The following is a 19,079-nucleotide window of genomic DNA, read 5'->3' on the forward strand; positions in this document are numbered from 1 at the left end:
TTTTACCTTGGTGGAAGCGAGTGAAGCAATCAAAAGCCAATAAATTTAGACTATGGATAAACCATGATAAAGACGGTAGATAGGTAAGGATATGTAGAGGTTATTCGCAAAAGCATTACCTATATAACACTTAAAATTTTTTATTAGCAAAAATCGATGACAACGCATAAAACATATCTCACACGAAAAATGACCCTATAAATTATTGACCAGTAATAGGTGAAATTTTTTGTTAAGACTTTCCATATCACCCAAGTGCACCTGTTATAGTCACATTGAAATTAATATTTTCTTTGATTGGAAATCTTACTATGCAAAAAATACAGCGGCTTTTTTTGATATTCATGCTATCCATGGCTACGTCAGTGTTTGCTGATGAACCGACAAAACGTCTTATTGAAAATGGTGGAAGCGGAAAATTTCCTGCCATTATGCTGACTGAGGAATCACTTCCCACACATACTATTTTTCGCCCGCAACAGCTTGATGCTGTTTCAAGCAAAAAAGGTTCAAGTAAGGAAAGCTTACCTTTAATTGTCTGGGGCAATGGCGCCTGTTTTGACTCGCCATTCGAGCATGTCAATTTTTTAAATGAGATTGCATCACACGGCTTCATGGTGATTGCCATAGGCACACTGCCAAAAGAAACGGGAGAGCAAAACAAAGAGCGATCAACCTCTGAAAAATTAACCGCCGCGATTGACTGGGCTGTCGCTCAAACTACAAACGCCGACAGCATTTACTTCAAAAAAATTAACACCAAAAAAATTGCCGTCGCCGGGATGTCCTGCGGTGGACTGCAAGCACTGGAAGTTGCGGGCGACCCGCGTATCTCCACATTAATTGTCGCCAACAGCGGTATATTTATCGAGCCTATGCGCGGAAATGCAATGCCAATGATGCCGCAACTGGACAAAACCCATCTGCAAAAAATCCACACACCCACCCTCTATTTACTCGGTGGCCCTTCTGATATTGCCTATAAAAATGGTATGGATGACGTAGCTAAAATAAATCATGTGCCTGTTTTTGTCGCCAACCTGGATGTTGGCCACGGCGGTACCTATGCCCAACCACATGGGGGAGAATACGCAAAAGTCGCAACTGCCTGGCTTAACTGGCAACTAAAAGATGATAGGAAGTCTGGGAAATTATTCACCGGGAAAAAACCGCAACTCGCCACAAAACCAGGCTGGGTTGTTGATAAAAAGAATATGGATTGATATTGGTTCTTCTAACGGTTCGCTGCATGCCAGTTATATATCTGCATAAACAAAAACGCCCCGTCGGGGCGGGGCGTTTTTGTAGGTATGTAGCGGCAACAAATTACATATAAGCCTTGGCAAAAGCCGCTTTGGACTCTTGGATATAAGCGCGAACTTTTACCGCATGGGATTCCCACACAGCGCGGTCTTTGTCGTTGGTGAAGGGGTTTTGATCCTTGGCGACAGAGCGATCAAATTTGTCGTAGAAGGTGATGACCGATGACGCGATTTGGTTGAAGCGCTCTTTAAATACCTGGGTTTCTTCCATGGTGCGTGTAGCCTTCATCATGAACTGCACAAATTCCGTGTTGGAACTGGAATAGTTTTGATAGCTCTCCGCTTGCACCATAAAGTAGTTGTCAATTTCCTGCAGCGCGGCTGCGCGCACGGGTTCGTCTTTACTCATTACCCGATTATAGTTTTCCTTGCCACGCCCCATTCCACCGGCAATAAGCGATTCTTTTAAATGTTTATCCAGGTCTTTGCGGAATTTATCTACCTCGCGCTGAATATCCAGCAGGTCTTTGTCCAGCGCCGTTACGGTATTGAGTTCTTTTTCAATTTCACCTAAAAAGGTTTCGGTTTTTTTGAATGTTTCCAACCCGTTGGCTTCTGCAAACTTGCGGGATTTGCGATCAATGCCGGCATTCTCATAGGATGAACGATCAAACGCTGTTGCCACGATTGTTTTGAAGGGTTCAGCGAAGGCAGCATAGGTGCCATTGGTCATAATGTTGAGCGTGGCAGTGGCGATATCGCCCAAGGGACGCAGCATGGAATCCATACGCGCTTTTTGGATAGGCGAGGCCACGGTGCGTACATCGTTCACCACGCCTTTAAAGGTTTGATAGCCGAGCGGGTTGGCCATTTTGCCGCGCTCCGAGGTGGCGAGTACCAGCGTCACACTGGAGTAAATACCGTTGGCGTATTCCAAATATTGGCGTTGCACATCCACCTGTGCAGCGTAATTTTTACCCAGGGTACGCAGGGCATCGGCCTGGACTTGATAGTTTTTATCATCGCGCAATTTGCCCAACACTTCGGCGATTACTTTTTCCTGATTTTTTTGCAGCGCGGTATCCAACAGAATTTTTTCCACGCTTAAATCATCAATCCACAACTGGCCGTTGATGACCTCAATATCCAGGCGCAGGAATTTTTTACCCGGATCGTCGATAGAGACACGCTTGGCATAATATTCAGCAGTGTCGTTACTGCCGTTAATGCGCCCCACATTCACCCAGCCGCTATCACTGTTTTGGCTGGTTGCCACCAATACATTAATTTTGTATTGGGTGGCGGGTGATGATGTTTTCAGCCACAACTCCAGCGTGCCCTGCTCGCTCAAGCTAATGCGACTGCGTATTGAGGCCTCGCCTTGCTCTATCAACAATGCTCCTGTGCCGGTGCGCGCATCGGTTTCCACAAAATTAGCGCCGTACATTAATGCCCATTTTTTGCTGTCGTTACCGGCTTCAAAACCATTTTTAAAAATAACGGTTTTTTGTTGCGCCGATACACCTGTCGCCAGCAGTGCGGCGATCATCACCGCCGTGCAGTGGGTAATAGCCCGCGCGCTCCACGCGGCGAAACCCGGTGCGCTTTTTGTTGCAGCTGTCGTTTGCATGATCGTTATAAAACTCCCTCAAAAAAACAATTAGTGTTCAAGTAAACCGGGAATCCGGCCTTGTATAAAATTATCCACATAAGCTTTGCGTTCACCCAATAGTCGCGGGTAGGCAACGCGACTATCTGGCAGGCCTGTAACCACAGGCCACACGCTGTTTGCGCCCCAACTGCTGGTAAATAAGGGGTTGGCAATTGGCGCATCGACCAAACGTTGCGCGCTCGTCATTTGCCAGCCCTGCGCTGTTAGTTCATCAATCAGGGCCACAACAAAATACGCGGCCAAATCATTTTCTTGCAGCACCAACGTTTGTGGTGGCGAGTAGCCGAGCAGGTTAAAGGCCAGGGCATCCTGTTCGGTTAAGCCCTTCACCAGTAAATCCACATAGGCACGCTCAAGCTTGGCCATATCTACCGGGCGATTGCGTTTAATGCGCGCCTGATACAACTGATCCAGATAAGCATCCACACCGCGCCACTCATTGAAAGTGGTAAACGCCGGGCGATAGCCGCGTTTTTTAACAAAATCGATCAGACCACGCTGAATACGGTTATCGCCCTGCTCGTGCAAATAGGAAAAATGCAGGTGTTTTTTGTAGCCGGGATAAGGCAACAGTAAGCGGTTGGCCTTAAGGATGCCCACTTCATACGCATAGAGATCGCCTTTGGTGACCAGGCTGTGGTCATAACCCGCATTGACCAACAAGTGGCCACGATCACTGTAGAGACGCAAGCGGGATCGGTCTTTGCTGTCCAGTGCGCGAGGTTTTATCAAAAACATGGCTTGGGGTACGTCGGCCATGGCCAGATTGCGCATCAGCATTTGTGAGCGCGCCATGGCGTCGAGCGAGGTGGAAGGTTGAAGGCTATTTTCAAAGGCTATCACCAACTCGCGGGCATTGGCCGCAAGGCTGGTGACAACAAACAATAAACTGGCAAGGAGGCAGCGTTTAATCACAGTCATTACTCGCGCGGTTAATGGTTTGCACTCCAAAGAGGCCGCTCATAGCATTCAGGTGGCAAGGATAAGCCAAAGCAGACTATAGGTCATCGTCTGAATGGAGAATTAACACTCACCTTAGGTATTGCATAGCCTTGTATTCCCTAACAAAAAAAGCACCTCGCGGTGCTTTTCTTTACTCAGTTATACACTTGGCACTGATTAGGGCTGGATATCGCCACAATTGCTGCCAAGCCACGTGCCTTCTATGGCGAAGCTTACCTTATGCTGTTGGCCATTGAGCGTCTGACTCATCTGACCGGTACCGGTATAGCGTTTGGGCGAGCTGAAAATAACTTCTCCCTCGCTGCGCGATGTATTCTCGCCGGTACAAACTTGAACAGATTTAAAACGATTTTTACTCACCTGCGTCAGGGTCGATGTGCAGCCTTCGCTGTCATCTATACCCATATCGCCACTGTCGATCTGCGCCTGGGTCACGCAGTTTTTTGCCGTCACACCATCCGCAGAGATGCTGACCTGGTTATTCTCAAACGACACGCCCTGATCTGTCACTTGCATACCGGACTGCGCCATAATTGCTTCCATTTGCTGGCGCTGTTCGGCAGGCATAGCGGCAAATTGCTTTTTCATTTCAGCCATAGCCGCCTCCATTTGGGTCGACTGCATTTGCTGCATTTGCGCGGCGCCATCGCCAGTGTATTGCATTTTGTTTTCCCACAGACCGGGCGCCATGTCTACCTTGATCGGCTCAGCCAGAGCAGGCAGCGCCAACATCAGCATTGAGCCAATCAGCAGGGTTTTATTCATTGTAGCGTTCATTGTTTTATCTCCTTGGAGTGGTAAGTTAAAACCTAAACCAACCTTATAGGCAGCGGGCACTGAATATAACATTAATTGCGCTTGCAGCTTATTCAATGGTTATTTATCACCCCAGAAATAATCCTGCCCGGCTTGGGTGGGCACATCGATGAGATAGGTATTCGCCAGGGATAACAGGGGCATCACTTTGCGGGTGTTTTTCAGTGGCGGTTTTATGTTTGCCTGGGCATAAAACGGATTGGGGTTTGCTTTATTGCCACGTACTTTTCTCACGGTAAAGCCTGAGGCATCAGGCAAGGGAGCATAAGTACGTAAACGCAAGTTACCGCCCAGACGCGAATGAATTTTTAGTGACTTAACCTGCCCTTCCGCCCAGCGCATATCCACCACAAAACCTCCGCGCATCAATAAACCTTTTACTTCACCCTCGGGCCATGCCTGGGGCAAGGCCGGTAATAAATGGATGGCGCCGTCATGGCTTTGCGCCAGCATTTCAGCCATGCCGGCAGTAAAACCAAAATTGCCATCAATTTGGAATGGAGGGTGTGCATCAAACAGATTGGGATAGGTGCCACCGCTTTCATTTACGCTGCCATCCAAGGTCATTGCCGGGCTGATTTGCTCGCGCATTAATTTCAACGCGCGGTCGCCATCCAGCAGGCGCGCCCATAAATTAATTTTCCAATTCATAGACCAACCGGTGGAGGGATCTCCGCGCTGTTCCATAGTCACGCGCGCAGCACTGAATAATTCCGGCGCCGTCAACGGCGAAATTTGATTGCTGGGATACAAACCATAAAGGTGCGACACATGGCGATGTTTATCCTGCGGATCATCCCAATCGTCCAGCCACTCTTGCAGTTGGTGATATTTGCCAATTTGCATAGGCGGCAGGCGCGATAACATTTTTTTCCACACCGGGATTTGGGTTTTGTCTTCGCCAAGAATACCAGCGGCTGCAATGGTATTGGATAACAAATCAAACAAGAGTTGATTATCCATGGTGACACCGGCAGCAATTTTAGTACCTGTTGCTTTGGGTTCATTTTCCGGCGACATAGAGGGCGAGACAATGAGCCATTTTTTATCGGGTGTTTCTATTAAGAAATCTTCATAGAAAGTGACTGCCGATTTCATAATGGGATACACACTGGCCAGATACTCTTTATCGCCGCTGTATAAATATTTTTCCCACAGGTGCTGACTCAACCAGGCATTACTGGTAGGCCATGAGCCCCAGGTGTAGTCGATACCGCCGGTAACGCGCCAAATATCGGTATTGTGGTGCGCCATCCACCCGCGTGCGCCATACATTTCTTTTGCGCTCTGCAGCCCGGTTTGTGCCAGGTCTTTTATCATCTGGATAAAAGGTTCGTGCAGTTCATTTAATTGCGTTACTTCAGCAGGCCAGTAATTCATTTCCGCATTGATATTCAAGGTGTATTTGCTGTCCCAAGGCGGATCCATGCGGTGATTCCAGATGCCTTGCAAATTAGCAGGCTGCCCGCCAGGTTGCGAGGCGGATATCAGCAGGTAGCGACCGAATTGAAAATACATACTGGCCAATTCAGGATCATGGCGACTGGCAAATAAACGAATGCGTTGATCAGTAGGCTCCTGCGCAAATTCGCTGGTGCCCAAATCCAGGGTGACGCGATCAAAATAGTGTTTGTAAAAATCGCTGTGGGCTTTTTTGCGCGCGGCATAGTGGTCGGGCAAAAATTGTTGCTTGGCGGTGGCCAAATAGCGGCGTGCGCGAGCCAATGCATCCGCACTGATATCCTTGTAATTGACAAAATTGGTAGCCATGGAGATCAGGATTAGCGCCGAATCCGCATTGTTGACAGCAATACGATTATTGGTCTGGGTAAGGCTGCCGCCATCAATACTGACATCAACCAAGGCAGCCAGTTTAACTTGCCCTTTAACGCCTTCGTGATCTTTTGACATGCCTTGCATCAACAAGGTGTGATTATTTTCTGGCGAAAATTGCATAGTCGCGGGGTGGGATAAATACGCCGAAAAACTAAGCTGCCCCGGTTTACTGGCCGATAGCTTCACCGCGATGACCTGATCCACAAAGGAGCTGAAAACCTCGCGGGTATAAACCACATCGCCAACCTGATAACGGGTAGTGGCAATGGCATTACCTATATTCAAATCGCGGTAGTACTGGGTAAATTTTTTGTGCGCCGGAAATTCCAAATGCAAATTACCGGCGGTGTGATAAGGCATTCCGTGGGAGCCTTGGCTGGTAATGGTATTGGCGGCCATGGTTTCTGCCGCGCGATAGTCACCTGTTGCAATCAAGCGCTGAATTTCCGGGAGTGATGTCAGCGCTTTAAGGTTTAGATTGTTGTGCGGACCACCGGCCCAAAAGGTATTTTCATTTAATTGGATATTGTCACTGACCACATCGCCGTACACCATGGCCCCTAAGCGGCCATTACCCAGAGGCAATGCTTCTTCCCAATGTTGCGCCGATTTCTCATACCACAGCGTGTCAGGGATCGCGAGGGACGGCAAGCTAAAACAAAAAATAATCAGGCCGATAAAACAATGTCGCGAGGCGTTATTCATACCGATATTCTCGTGCAGTTGATGGTTATATTATTAGTCGTTTTGTTATTCGCAGATAGAAAAACGGCGCCCAAGGACGCCGTGATCGCTATTATTTCAGCAGTTTTTGCAGATGCGGTTCCAGCGCCTCAGCCCACAGGCGATAACCTTTTTCATTGGGGTGTAACAAATCCGGCATAATTTCTTTAGGCAATACGCCATCACTGGTTAAAAATACGGAGTTGATATCCGCAAAAAAGATACGTTTGTTATCGGCATAATGTTTAATGATCGCATTCACACCATTATTGATTTGACGTAATTTCCCATCGGGCTTTTCATCGCGCGGAAAAACAGCCAGCAATAAAATTTTTGATTCCGGCAGGCGCTGCTGCAATTCAGCCAAGAGTGTTTTGATGCCTGCGGCAGTCGTCGCAGGGTTCTCATGACGGTGACCGGTATTATTGGTGCCGATCATCATCACTACCAGTTTCGGCGACATATTTTCCACCGCGCCATGTTGCAAGCGCCACAACACGTTCTCGGTGCGATCACCACCAAAACCAATGGCGAAGGCATTGCGCGTGGCGTAATTGTCTTGCCACACAGGCGCGCCTTCTTTTTCCCAGCCTTGGGTAATGGAATCACCAATAAACAGCAAATCGATTTTGCCACCCTTGGCAGCAATGGCTTTAGCATCCGCTAATTTTTGTTCGTGACGCGGCAGCCACCAATCAATAGACCACCATTCATTCAGCATGCCCGGTGTAACGGACACGGTTTTGTAATCAGGACAGGCATGCAGCGCAACATTGGCAGGCGCCGCTTTTAATAGCGCCACATTGGCAACCGACACGTCGCCCTTGCCGCCCACTTCCAATGCAAATGGCATAGTGGTCGCACTAAAGTCATCCTGCTCTTGCACAAAACAACTCAGCGGTACATAAACGGTTTGCCAACCTTTACCACGCAGTTCACGCGCAGCCATAGTGAACGGCACTACGCGCTCACAATTTTCTGGCTGGCACTCCATTTTGAAGGAGACGCCACCTTTTTCCAGTTCGTTGATTTTAATATCCAGCGCTAACACACCGGTTTTCATGATCGGCGCTACATTTAATGGCTTGCCCGCCTCCAGGGTCATACCCGCGCGCCAGGCGTCTTTCCACGAGAATGTCAGTGCATCTGCAGCTTTATCCTTAGCGCTGGTTTGCAACTGGACATCACCCTTGGGCAGTTGGGTAAGAGTCCCCTTAAATGGTTGCTGTTGCTCCGGGTTTTCAATAAACACTTGCCAGCCAGCCAAGGCTTTACTCTGGTAAAGCGTAATAGTGTCCGCCGCAGAAACGGCGACGGAAAAGATGGCGCCGGCGACTATAAACATACCATTAAATAGATGGATTTTTTTCATCGTGTATTACTCTCTTTGCTTTTTGTCATTCGTTTTGTCTTATGAAATCTGCCTAATGGGCAAACAACTCGGGCCGATCGGTTCAAAGGCTTTATAGGTTAATATAAATTCCTGATGCCCAAGCGCTTCCGACACGCTGCGTTTTCCTGAGGCGACATCAATTAGGTTTTGCAAAATTTCTGTACCCACTTCATCGAGCGATGCTTCGCCTTCCAGAATGCGCCCCGCATTCACATCCATATCATCCGCCAAGCGACGATAGGTTTCAGGATTAGCGCAAACTTTGATTACTGGCGAAATAGCAGAACCGACAACAGATCCACGACCGGTAGTGAATAAAATCACATGCGAACCGCAGGCAATTAATTCAACAATTTCCGCGTTGTCAGAAATATTGGGAAAACCAAAACGCGGTTCGCCATCGGGTACTACATCCAACAAATACAATCCACCAGCGGGTGGAATATCGCCGGGCTTAATCAAGCCACTGATTGGCGATGAGCCGGATTTGGAATAGGCACCCATGGATTTTTCTTCAAGTGTGGTGAGCCCACCATCGGCATTACCCGGTGCAAAGCTGCCAAAACCCATCACCCGATAATAGTGTTCGGCTTTGGCAACACAGGCTTCAATTTCGGCACCTAATTCCGGGGTGATGGCGCGATCCGCCATAATGGTTTCGCAACCGATTAACTCACCCGTCTCTTCAAAAATACAAATTGCATCGGCGGCAACCAGCGCATCAAAACAGCGGCCAACGGCAGGGTTAGCACTGATCCCGCTGGTGCCATCGGAGCCACCGCAAATGGTTCCCACAATTAATTCGTTTAGATACATGGGCACGCGCGCTACCTTTGCCGCTTCGCGTTGCAAACTTTTTACCGCCGCCACACCTGATTCAATCGTGCTCCTGGTGCCACCTTCGTCCTGAATCACTAATAATTCTGCAGGGCGACCACTTGCGAGAATGTCACTCAATAACTTTTCGCGATTCATACTTTCACAGCCGAGCGAGACCAACAGGGCGCCGCCGACATTGGGGTGTGTACAAACCGCACGCATCATCTCGTAAGCGTATTGATTGGGATAACAGCCGGGAAAACCAATTAAATGTACATCAATGTCGTCAACGAGATTTACTATTCTGCGCGTAACATGGTGCGCACATTCCACCAAATAAGCGACCACAATCACATTGCGGATACCTTTGCGTCCATCAGCGCGCTGCCATCCGGAAAAACTGACGGTATCCGTCATGATTCACTCCGGTCTTTGTGTTGGCGGCTGCGAGTGTGACTGGGAATGTAATCACTTTTCATATTGTGCATGTGCACGTGTTCGCCTTTTGTCACAGGCGCTGTCATGGAGCCTATAGGTGCGCCATAGCGATATACTTTTTCGCCCGCTGCCAAAGTTGTGCGCGCCATTTTGTGGCCCAAAGCAATATCCATAGGCACGCGAATTTTTTCACCGTCAATTATCAATTCATCACCGGCGCTGATCTGCTTTACGCAGACCACAATATTATCACCAGGGTGCAATAAGATGATGGGGGATACCGCGCCCATGCGACTTACTGCCGATACCTCTGTTTGTGTCATCACTATCTGTCCGTTTGTTCAGTTATTTTTCCGGTACTGGTGGCGCCAAAGGAACTGGTGAGGCCGGGTGGATAAGCCCGCGCTGACGCAGCGCCTGCCAATATTCCGCAGGAATAGCGGTGTTCATCCAATGATTGGCTTGCTGCACTTGTTCAGGGCTGGCAAGCCCGGCCAGCACAGAACAAATTTGCGGATGGGCCGCTGGAAACTGCAGCGCGGCAGCGGCTAAGGGCACATTAAATTCCGCGCCAATTCGCTCCAATTGCGCCACACGGTCAATGATGCTTTGCGGCGCTAACTCGTAGTTGTAATACACCGGTTGTTTGCCCGAGGCGACAGCCGGTGCAGTCACGCCAGTTGCGAGAATGCCGGAATTAAACAGCCCTCCCAGAATCACAGAGGCACTGCGCTGTGCGCACAGCGGCAAAAAGGTGTCGCAAGCGCTCTGCTCTAACAAGGTGTAGCGCCCGGCCAATAAAAAACCGTCAAAATCCCCATGCCTTAAGGCTGCCTCACAGATTTGCCATTCATTGGCTCCCAAGCCTATCGCCTCTACTTGGCCAGAGGCTTTTAACTCGCTCATGGCGCGATAGCCGCCCTCCATAAACTCGCGAAACCGTGTCGGGTGATCAGCGCCGTGGGTCAGTGGGCCCAGATCGTGGGCCCAGAGGATATCCACCTTATCGCACCGCAACCGGGCGAGGCTTTCAGCAAAAGAGCGCATCACACCGTCGTAGCTGTAATCAAATACCGGTTCCAGTGCCGGTGTATCGGCAAAACCATGTCTCAGCGGCGCATTGGTGTTAGTTGGCACCAACAAACGACCAACTTTGGTAGAGATAACCACCTGCCCGGCCGCAACAGAGGCACGCGCCAGTGCCACACCTACACGGCTTTCGCTCAGCCCAAAACCATAGTGAGGTGCGGTATCGATATAGTGCATACCGGCGGTGAGCGCAGCAGTGACTGTGGCAGAGGCCTGTGCATCGCTGAGCGGCTGGTAAAGGTTGCCAATAGGTGCCGCGCCAAAACCCATGCGCGGCAGCGTGATGCGGGTGCGACCAAAGTGGCGCCCCTTACAGTGGCCAGTATCGAGTGAAGCTGTTAAGGAATCGTTCACACCGCCCCTTTTTTATGATTGAAATGCGAACTACCAATAAAACCGATCTTATCCGAGCCACAGGGAAAATCACATATAGTTAATATGACTTTTTGATTAAAGATGCGCAAATAATACGGGCGATGGCGCCATCGCCCTATTGGATATTCACAGGTGAAAAATGGCTTAGTCGATAAGACCCTGGCTGATTTTGTCAGCAGCCTGCATCAATCGCTCCAGTACACGCTCGGTACTGATCGACTGGGCTTTGATGTTGATGAACGGAATAATCAACACCGCCACCGCGCCCTGTGCACCAATCACCGGCATACAGAAGTCGGTTACGCCATCGACAAAATCACTGTTGAGTTGGATGTAACCCTGATCCACGCCCCGACGGGCCCTGGCCAAAAAGCGCTCGATACGCTCCAGATCCACCGTGGCTGAAAGTTGTGGCAGCCAGCTTGCCTGCACATCCGGTGAGGCAAAACCGTAGAGCAAAGCGCCGGAATTGGTATCAATCAAGCGGCGGCGATAGCCCACCCGCACTGAGAAGCCCAAATCCATCGGGCTTTCCTGGCGGGCAATAACCACAATCTGATCGCCAGAAGGAACCACCAGGTGACAGGATTGACCCAGCTCGCGGCACAGGTCTTTCATGGTAGGCAGAGCCACTTCCAGCAGGGTTTTGGCCGTGCCTTGGGCTATTCCGAGGGTAAACAGCTTGTTGGTGAGCATGTAGCCATCGCGCCCATCACTCATTTGGCTGATGTAGCCGCGATACTCCAGTGCCAACACCATACGAAACAACTCACTCACTGAACGGCCCAGTTGAGCCGCCATTTGCGAGGTGGTGAGAGGCGATGAGCTGCGTGCCAACAGCTCCAGAATATCCAGCCCCTTCTCTAGCGCCGGGGCGCGATATTTACGTTCAGTATCTTCTGCCGATTCAAGCTCCATTGGTTCTACCGCGTTCATCATTGTTGTCATAGCGAATTACTCATTATTAGTGTTAGAAATTTTGATCATTATTGGTATCAGGTAAAGCCATAAACGCCTGCGCTAGTGCCGCCAAAAATAGCCTCAATAGCTGCCGGATCGACACCGGATAAAGCCATGCGCACCACATCCAACCAGCCGGAATAGGTCGCCCAACGGGGGTTGGCCGCCAGCGTCAGTACGGGCCAATCGCTCCCCCACATCAGCCGCTCAGCCCCAAACAGCACCACCAGTTGGGTGATGTAATCCGCCAGCAATTCAGGCGTTTGGTTCGCGCCCGCCTCAACCGGCAAGCCGGAAATTTTGCAATACAGGTTGGGCAATACCGCCAGGGCGGCCAGGGCATCGCACCAATCGGCTGCCAACTGATTACTGACCGCGATGGGCGGTTTGGCACCATGGTCGATTACCACTGGCAGCGTCGGATGGCATCGCGCCAATTCGACGAGGTATGGCAAGTGACGCGGATAAACCAGCGCATCCAGCGCCAACCCATGGTGTTTCATAGCAGCCAACGCGGGCTCCAGCTCCGGCCGCAAGATCCAGTCATCCTCCGGCAGTGACTGCAACATTGGCCGCAGGCCGCGCAGTGCCGACGCCCGCCCATTCGGTGATGGCGCCATCAATCGGGCAATACGCGCGGGGGCATGGGGTGAGGCTAAATCCACCCAGCCCACGACCGCCTTAACAAAGTCTGACTCTGCCGCCAGCGCCAACAGGTAATCAGTATCCGCATCGCACGGCTGTGACTGCACCAGTACCGAACCTGTAACGCCCGCCGCGCGGGCAATAGCTACAAATTCCGGCAACTCGACATCGCGATAAATGGCGCGCAAGTCGGGCGTGGGCCATTGGCAGCCATTAGCGCCCAATTGCCAGACATGGTGATGGGCATCAATCACCCTGCACCACCGGCTGCCCAACCAGCGCTAACCGATCACGCTGGCTGGCAAACGTCGCAATCACTACAAAACAAATCAGGGGCACAATCACCGCAATATGGACACTGCTGTGATCCGACAACAAGCCCATACATGCCGTGAGCACCGCTCCGCCGACAATCGCCATCACCACCAGCGACGATCCCGCCTTTGCCAGAGAGCCCAGATTCTTAACACTCAAGGCAAAGATGGTAGGAAACATCAGCGACATAAAAAAACTGGTAGCGACTAATGCCAGAAACCCGCTGTAACCCGGCTGCACAATCGCATACGCACAGAGCAGTACATTGATCGATGCATAAAGCCACATGAGCCAGGCAGCGCGAAAACGCGACATCAACGCCGTGGACACAAAGCGGCCGAGCATAAACAGCGCCAGCGACGCCATGAGGTAACTGGCGAGGGTTTTCTCACCTGTGCCAGGAATGGCCTCCTGCCCATAGCGAATCAAAAAACTCCACACACAGACCTGGGCGCCCACGTAAAAAAACTGCGCGGTCACACCAAACATAAAATGGCCATTGCGCAATAAGGTACGGTAATCCGCCCAACCGCCGTACGACTCCTGGCTGCGCTGCGTGGCGATGCGTGGAAATCTCACCAACAACACCAGGAGCGCCCACAAAATCACCACTACACCCAATACCAGGTAAGGCATTTGCACAGCTTGCGCCTCGGTGCTGTAAAACTGCTCCAACTGCACATCGCTCATGGCGGATAACTCTTCCGCCGTAGGCTCGTGGCCTGAAAAGATAAACTCCCGCCCGATGTAAATACCGGCAAGACAACCAAACGGGTTGAACGATTGGGCAAAGTTCAAACGTCGCTCCGCTGTGGCTGGATCACCCATGGCAACAATTAGCGGGTTGGCCGAGGTCTCCAAAAATGCGAGGCCGCTGGCAATTACAAACAGCGCCAGTAAAAACAGGCTGTACTCGCGCAGGTCAGCCGCCGGGTAAAACATAAAGGCGCCTACGCCATACAGCAGCAGGCCGAAAACTACTGCGGCCTTGTAGCCAAACCGTTTCATCCACAGGGCAGCAGGAATCGAGAACACAAAATAACCGGTATAGAACGCAGACTGCACCAAACCAGCCCTGAAATCGGAGAGTGTGAACAGCTTTTTAAAGTGGGTAATCAGTATGTCATTGAGGTTATTTGCCATACCCCACAGGAAGAACAAGCTGAAAACCAGCATCAAAGGCAGCAACACTTTGGCCGCGCCGGGCGTTGTGTTCATGTCTACTCCATTGGCAACACTTGAGTGCAGCCACTTATTCATTATTAGGATGGAGATGGCTCACAGAGCCGCACTACAACTAGTGGTTTAGGTTGCTCCTGATAATATAAATATGTTCATAAGCGAAACACAGTTTATATCTAAAACATGCTAGCATAGAGTCAAATAAACTATAACACTTTTTTACGAATAACAACGCCTGAGATAAAATTCAGCCGCCTATGCCTGTTTCACACATGGTGCGATAAAGGATTCACAAAACCAGAAACAAAAAAACCAGCACTGAAGGCTGGTTTTTTACTTTGCACAGAAGGGACTATCGAGTGATGAGCCGGCTATTTGATGAAATTGTTACTTGATAGGCTTGTTAGCCAAGCGACGACGCCACAACAAACCGCCCAACAACAACCCGAGTAGCGACACGCTGGCTGGCTCACTTACAACAGTCGGCGGCGGTACGGGAATATCCACACTGACCCCCTCAAACAAAAAAACATTGTCGTTGAAGTCGCGATCACCACCACCCCAAATATCTTCAAAGCCTACGAGAAAACGATTGTTACCCAGATTCAAAACCTTGGTATGTACCTGACCATCGTTCCAACCGCGATTATCCTGATTGTTGGTTGCATCGCCGCTGAAAAAATAATTGGTATTGGGGTAGTGAATATTGTCGCTGTTGTAATGCAGCACCAGCGCTTGCAAACCAAAAATCAAACTGTCGCCCACCGTCAAACCGGAAATCACCCGCGATTGCCCCAGGTTATCCGGCACACAGCTATTACCTGCTTTTGCCTGTGCGTACTCGCAACCACCGCGCGTTTCAAACAGGCGATTAGCATCATTCACCGGGTTGTAAGCCAAGAGGTTATTGCTACCGCCACTGGCGTAAATAGGATCCCAAAAGGCATTGCGATCCAACAAGGCACTGCCCTGTTGCGCCAGAAACAACACCGAATTACGCGCAGCGCCCGTGCCTAAAAACGTCACCCGTACTGACTCGGATGCCGCCGCCAAACCGGCGCCGGTATTGTCTTGCAAGGGTGCATTTTTAAATTGCCCAAGAATCGATTCATCAATATTGAAACGGCTATCGCCATTGCCTCGGGTATAACGGGAAAACCATTCGTTAGTACCTGGCGTCGCACCGGGCGTCGCAATAATCTGGTAGTCAGCTGTCTCGCCCGACCATCCACTGCCATTAATACTGGCATCCTGCAAATCACTCATACTGTAAGCTTGGGTAACTGCACTAAACAGCGACAGGCTCCCAGCGATTAAGCAAGTGTTAAAAACATAGCGTGAATAGCGCATATAACTTTCCATTAGCCTCTAGCTGAAATTTATGATTATTGGTTTGGACAAAAAACAAACGGAAAATTATCACGCCGTATTTTGTGATGCTATCGACAGTTCAATGAATACGAATGCAGTTTTGCGTGTACCATCAATACGCTGAATTCGTCAGATTTATTGCGTACATTTCATCGCACATGGGCTAGGGTTATAGTCAACACAACACTCTCCTCATGCCACAGGGAACTGCTTTATGGCCATATCGCTCACACTCATCACTAACCTCGTCATCGCCGTTATTGCACTGCTTCACTTGTACATTTTGGTGCTGGAAATGTTTCTGTGGGAAAAACCCGCTGGCCTGCGCGCCTTTCGCAACACACCGGAAAAAGCGGCGGCTACGCGAGTGCTCGCCGCGAATCAGGGTTTATACAATGGTTTTTTAGCGGCGGGTTTACTCTGGGGGTTGTGGCTGGGTGATGCCGGGTTACACATTAAAATTTTCTTTTTACTGTGCATCGCCATCGCCGGTATTTACGGCGCACTGACAGCAGCACGCAAAATTATTGTTATCCAAACTGTGCCGGCGGTGATTGCGTTGGGGCTGTTAGCAACGACTTGAGTAACGGTCACACATGACAGAAAAATTCAAAGAAAAATACAGAGCCACAGCATGCGATTCATTTAAAAAATCACATTACAACCTGCAGCAACACTAACCCTACTGGTAAACCTTATGAATCTCGACAAATCAAAAAAACGTATCGCCAAAAGAGCCAAAATGGGTTTTCAGGGCTTCCCGACTATTTCATTAACTTACTACGGCAAAACCACCAGCCATGCCAATGAAGTGATGATTGAGTTTGTATTGGAAGAAGGCGCCGACACACAAGTAGAACGATTCTCCAGCAAAATAGATGCACGTGAAGATGAGGTTATCCAGTCGGCGATTGTAAAAATGATCGAGCGTTCGGAGGCTAAAACCGTGGTGCAGATTGATGGCGTATTGATTGCTGCCTAATCCATGAAGTTGGTAGCCCCCGAAACTACACGCGCCCTTAAGCTATCGCAGTAACTGAATCATCAATTCCCAGTAAAGATTCAAATTGCGATACAGGCATAGGCGCGCCAAAAAGATAACCCTGTGCCTCATTGCATTGTTCGCTGCGCAGGTAATTGTATTCGGCTTCTGTTTCTATACCTTCAGCGATGATTTGCAAATCAAAACTGCGCGCCATATCGATAATGGCACGCACGACTGAGGCATCGCGTTTGGAGGTTAAAATACCGCGCACAAAGGATTTATCAATTTTAATGCGCGATAAGGGATAGGTTTTTAACAAGCTGAGGGAGGCGTAACCTGTACCAAAATCATCAAACGCAATCCCCACTCCTTGTTGCCGCAAACGCTGCAAAATTCCCAGCACAATATCGTCGTTATCGAGCACGATATTTTCTGTCACCTCCAGCTCCAGCGCTTCCGCAGGCAAACCGTGGCGTGCGAGGGTTTCCATAACTTCTGTGGCTAAATCGCCTACACGAAATTGCGCGCCGAATAAGTTGACGCCAATGCGAAACTCCGGCGCGCCCCGGCGACGCCAGTAAGCCGCTTGCGCGCAAGCTTCGTCCAACACCCAGGAACCAACAGCAGCCGCTAATGGCCCACCCTCCAGTGCCGGTAAAAACGCGGCGGGGGCCAGGATGCCACGCTCAGGGTGATGCCAACGAATCAAGGCTTCGGCGCCGGTTACAGCGCCATTGACCATGCTGATTTGTGGTTGATAGAACAACAGGAATTCACCTTTGTCGACGGCGCGATGCAGTTCAAGCCCATATAACCGCCGCGCCATGGCTTCCATGCGCAGCGCGGGGATAAACATAAATACTCGTCCGCGCCCGTTACTTTTCGCTTTGAATAACGCCAGGTCCGCATTGCCCACCAACTCCAGTGCCTCTTGTGCTTGTGCAGGCGCCTGCGCAATACCGCAACTCGCCGCAACACGAACTTCATTACCATCGACATTAATTGGCTGGGCGATAGCGGTGAGTATGGTATCGGCCAGCTGCATTGCAGCTGTCGCATCCGTAACATGTGGCAGGAGTATCGCAAATTCATCTCCGCCGATTCGCGCCACCAAATCCTGGCGGCTTACTCCTTGCAATAAACGGTTGGCGACTTCGCGCAAAATAGCATCACCGAGCGTGTGACCAAGGGTATCGTTAACGTCTTTAAAGCCATCGAGGTCAATCATCAAAACGGTGGCAGGTGCGGGGCTAAGTAATATTTCTTCTACGTGGCGATAAAATTTTCCGCGATTGGCAAGCCCTGTAAGCCCGTCGATGGTGGCCTGCTGGCGCAAGGCTTCCTCTTCATACTGCTGCGCACTCAGGTCTTTTAAGATGACTTCAAATTTCATATGGCCAGCATCGCGCCAACCAAACAGGGAAAAACCAAAACGAAATTCACCGCCATCTTTGCGCAAGCCATTTGCCTCGGCGGGAAGTTCAAGGCGATCAAGGGAGTGAACATCAATGGCATGGCCTATCAGTGCGCGAAAATTAGCGCGCTCGTGCTCGGCAAGCAACTGATCAAATTGCAATGCGTTTTTATCTTTCAAGTCATAGCCAACCATAGCGGCGGCGGCAGCATTCCATTCAAGAATATGCAGTTGCTCATCAAACCAGATAACCGCGGAGGAAGAATTGCCTGCGTATTCCTCAAATGGTGGACGGGTTCGCTCGGATGACACTTCAATGCGCCGCAATTCCAAGCGATCAGAAGCCATTTTCGCCAGCTCTAACAATCGCTGCTGATCGTCCTGGGAGAAATCATTGTGGGGGCGATCATCAATGACGCAAAGCGCGCCTAATGCGAGGCCGTCGGGCGACAATAATGGCACCCCGGCGTAAAAACGCAGATTGGTTTCACCGATTACCAATGGGTTATCGTGAAAGCGATCATCCAGAGTGGCATCGGGTACTACCATCACATCGGACTGATTAATAGCGTGAGCGCAGAAGGATACATCGCGGCGCATATCCACCGCTCCCAAACCTACACTGGCAGCAAAAAAAACATGGTCGCTGCCAATCATATTGACAGCGGCAACAGGCATATCAAACATTCGCGAAGCAATACGCACTACCGGGTCAAGACTCTGCAGCATTTGCTCTCCATCCAATCCGTAATTGGATAAGGCATTTAAGCGTGCAGATTCATTTGCAAATTTGGCAGGGCACTTCATCGCTGCATCCTCCT

16 protein-coding genes are annotated in these 19,079 nt (G+C 50.1%); 3 read left to right on the forward strand and 13 right to left on the reverse strand.

The genetic code is table 11. The annotated features are described in order from the left end of the window. Window positions 1-311: 311 nt before the first annotated feature. On the forward strand, window positions 312-1,223 hold the full coding sequence (locus B0D95_RS10305; protein WP_078043828.1) for a dienelactone hydrolase family protein: 912 nt from the start codon (window positions 312-314) through the stop codon (window positions 1,221-1,223). A 103-nt stretch (window positions 1,224-1,326) separates the two neighbouring features. Here the strand turns inward: B0D95_RS10305 and B0D95_RS10310 are convergent, their stop codons facing one another. From B0D95_RS10310 to B0D95_RS10365, 12 genes are all read right to left on the reverse strand, one after another. Continuing rightward, window positions 1,327-2,892 carry a hypothetical protein gene (locus B0D95_RS10310; RefSeq protein WP_149867895.1) on the reverse strand — a complete coding sequence of 522 codons (1,566 nt, stop codon included), beginning with the start codon at window positions 2,890-2,892 and terminating at the stop codon, window positions 1,327-1,329. A gap of 30 nt (window positions 2,893-2,922) precedes the next feature. Further along, window positions 2,923-3,849, reverse strand: a complete 927-nt coding sequence (locus B0D95_RS10315; RefSeq protein ID WP_078045703.1) for a hypothetical protein — start codon at window positions 3,847-3,849, stop codon at window positions 2,923-2,925. Window positions 3,850-4,053: 204 nt separating this feature from the next. After that, complete coding sequence (locus B0D95_RS10320; RefSeq protein ID WP_246841775.1) at window positions 4,054-4,674, reverse strand: DUF3617 domain-containing protein; 621 nt, start codon at window positions 4,672-4,674, stop codon at window positions 4,054-4,056. 99 nt (window positions 4,675-4,773) lie between these two features. Further along, window positions 4,774-7,254, reverse strand: coding sequence for a glycoside hydrolase N-terminal domain-containing protein (locus B0D95_RS10325; RefSeq protein WP_078043829.1), 2,481 nt, complete (start codon window positions 7,252-7,254; stop codon window positions 4,774-4,776). Window positions 7,255-7,345: 91 nt separating this feature from the next. Continuing rightward, window positions 7,346-8,644, reverse strand: a complete 1,299-nt coding sequence (locus tag B0D95_RS10330; protein WP_078043830.1) for a GDSL-type esterase/lipase family protein — start codon at window positions 8,642-8,644, stop codon at window positions 7,346-7,348. A gap of 39 nt (window positions 8,645-8,683) precedes the next feature. Then, window positions 8,684-9,901: a UxaA family hydrolase gene (locus tag B0D95_RS10335; RefSeq protein ID WP_078043831.1), complete on the reverse strand. Its 1,218-nt coding sequence runs from the start codon at window positions 9,899-9,901 to the stop codon at window positions 8,684-8,686. Beyond that, the gene (locus B0D95_RS10340; RefSeq protein ID WP_078043832.1) at window positions 9,898-10,245 is read right to left on the reverse strand and encodes a UxaA family hydrolase; all 348 of its coding nucleotides are present in this window, start codon (window positions 10,243-10,245) and stop codon (window positions 9,898-9,900) included. The genes B0D95_RS10335 and B0D95_RS10340 overlap by 4 nt, the downstream gene beginning before the upstream one ends. A 22-nt stretch (window positions 10,246-10,267) precedes the next feature. Next, window positions 10,268-11,365, reverse strand: coding sequence for an aldo/keto reductase (locus B0D95_RS10345; protein ID WP_246841776.1), 1,098 nt, complete (start codon window positions 11,363-11,365; stop codon window positions 10,268-10,270). Between the two features lie 165 nt (window positions 11,366-11,530). Beyond that, the gene (locus B0D95_RS10350) at window positions 11,531-12,334 is read right to left on the reverse strand and encodes an IclR family transcriptional regulator (protein ID WP_078043833.1); all 804 of its coding nucleotides are present in this window, start codon (window positions 12,332-12,334) and stop codon (window positions 11,531-11,533) included. A gap of 47 nt (window positions 12,335-12,381) precedes the next feature. Continuing rightward, entirely contained in the window at window positions 12,382-13,245 is an 864-nt protein-coding gene (locus B0D95_RS10355; RefSeq protein WP_078043834.1) for an amidohydrolase, read from the reverse strand. Further along, on the reverse strand, window positions 13,238-14,524 hold the full coding sequence (fucP, locus tag B0D95_RS10360) for an L-fucose:H+ symporter permease (protein WP_078043835.1): 1,287 nt from the start codon (window positions 14,522-14,524) through the stop codon (window positions 13,238-13,240). Before fucP ends, B0D95_RS10355 begins: the two co-directional genes overlap by 8 nt. A 351-nt stretch (window positions 14,525-14,875) precedes the next feature. Beyond that, a complete protein-coding gene (locus B0D95_RS10365; protein ID WP_078043836.1) occupies window positions 14,876-15,838 on the reverse strand; it encodes a DUF4114 domain-containing protein in 963 nt (320 codons plus the stop codon). Between the two features lie 235 nt (window positions 15,839-16,073). Between B0D95_RS10365 and B0D95_RS10370 the strand changes: the two genes are divergently transcribed. Both B0D95_RS10370 and B0D95_RS10375 read left to right on the forward strand, forming a co-directional pair. Further along, complete coding sequence (locus B0D95_RS10370; RefSeq protein WP_078043837.1) at window positions 16,074-16,442, forward strand: DUF1304 domain-containing protein; 369 nt, start codon at window positions 16,074-16,076, stop codon at window positions 16,440-16,442. A 114-nt stretch (window positions 16,443-16,556) separates the two neighbouring features. Continuing rightward, window positions 16,557-16,841, forward strand: coding sequence for a hypothetical protein (locus B0D95_RS10375; RefSeq protein WP_078043838.1), 285 nt, complete (start codon window positions 16,557-16,559; stop codon window positions 16,839-16,841). A 37-nt stretch (window positions 16,842-16,878) separates the two neighbouring features. Here the strand turns inward: B0D95_RS10375 and B0D95_RS10380 are convergent, their stop codons facing one another. After that, window positions 16,879-19,065 (reverse strand): bifunctional diguanylate cyclase/phosphodiesterase, encoded by a 2,187-nt coding sequence (locus B0D95_RS10380; protein ID WP_078043839.1) that lies wholly within the window; start codon window positions 19,063-19,065, stop codon window positions 16,879-16,881. Window positions 19,066-19,079 lie beyond the last annotated feature (14 nt).

It is taken from the genome of Cellvibrio sp. PSBB023 (genome assembly GCF_002007605.1).
Classification (GTDB): domain Bacteria; phylum Pseudomonadota; class Gammaproteobacteria; order Pseudomonadales; family Cellvibrionaceae; genus Cellvibrio.

Coding starts and splice junctions, on each gene's coding strand:
- B0D95_RS10305 (WP_078043828.1), top strand. CDS start 312: ATGCAAAAAATACAGCGGCTTTTTTTGATATTCATGCTATCCATGGCT.
- B0D95_RS10310 (WP_149867895.1), bottom strand. CDS start 2,892: ATGCAAACGACAGCTGCAACAAAAAGCGCACCGGGTTTCGCCGCGTGG.
- B0D95_RS10320 (WP_246841775.1), bottom strand. CDS start 4,674: ATGAACGCTACAATGAATAAAACCCTGCTGATTGGCTCAATGCTGATG.
- B0D95_RS10325 (WP_078043829.1), bottom strand. CDS start 7,254: ATGAATAACGCCTCGCGACATTGTTTTATCGGCCTGATTATTTTTTGT.
- B0D95_RS10330 (WP_078043830.1), bottom strand. CDS start 8,644: ATGAAAAAAATCCATCTATTTAATGGTATGTTTATAGTCGCCGGCGCC.
- B0D95_RS10335 (WP_078043831.1), bottom strand. CDS start 9,901: ATGACGGATACCGTCAGTTTTTCCGGATGGCAGCGCGCTGATGGACGC.
- B0D95_RS10340 (WP_078043832.1), bottom strand. CDS start 10,245: ATGACACAAACAGAGGTATCGGCAGTAAGTCGCATGGGCGCGGTATCC.
- B0D95_RS10350 (WP_078043833.1), bottom strand. CDS start 12,334: ATGACAACAATGATGAACGCGGTAGAACCAATGGAGCTTGAATCGGCA.
- fucP (WP_078043835.1), bottom strand. CDS start 14,524: ATGAACACAACGCCCGGCGCGGCCAAAGTGTTGCTGCCTTTGATGCTG.
- B0D95_RS10365 (WP_078043836.1), bottom strand. CDS start 15,838: ATGCGCTATTCACGCTATGTTTTTAACACTTGCTTAATCGCTGGGAGC.
- B0D95_RS10370 (WP_078043837.1), top strand. CDS start 16,074: ATGGCCATATCGCTCACACTCATCACTAACCTCGTCATCGCCGTTATT.
- B0D95_RS10375 (WP_078043838.1), top strand. CDS start 16,557: ATGAATCTCGACAAATCAAAAAAACGTATCGCCAAAAGAGCCAAAATG.
- B0D95_RS10380 (WP_078043839.1), bottom strand. CDS start 19,065: ATGAAGTGCCCTGCCAAATTTGCAAATGAATCTGCACGCTTAAATGCC.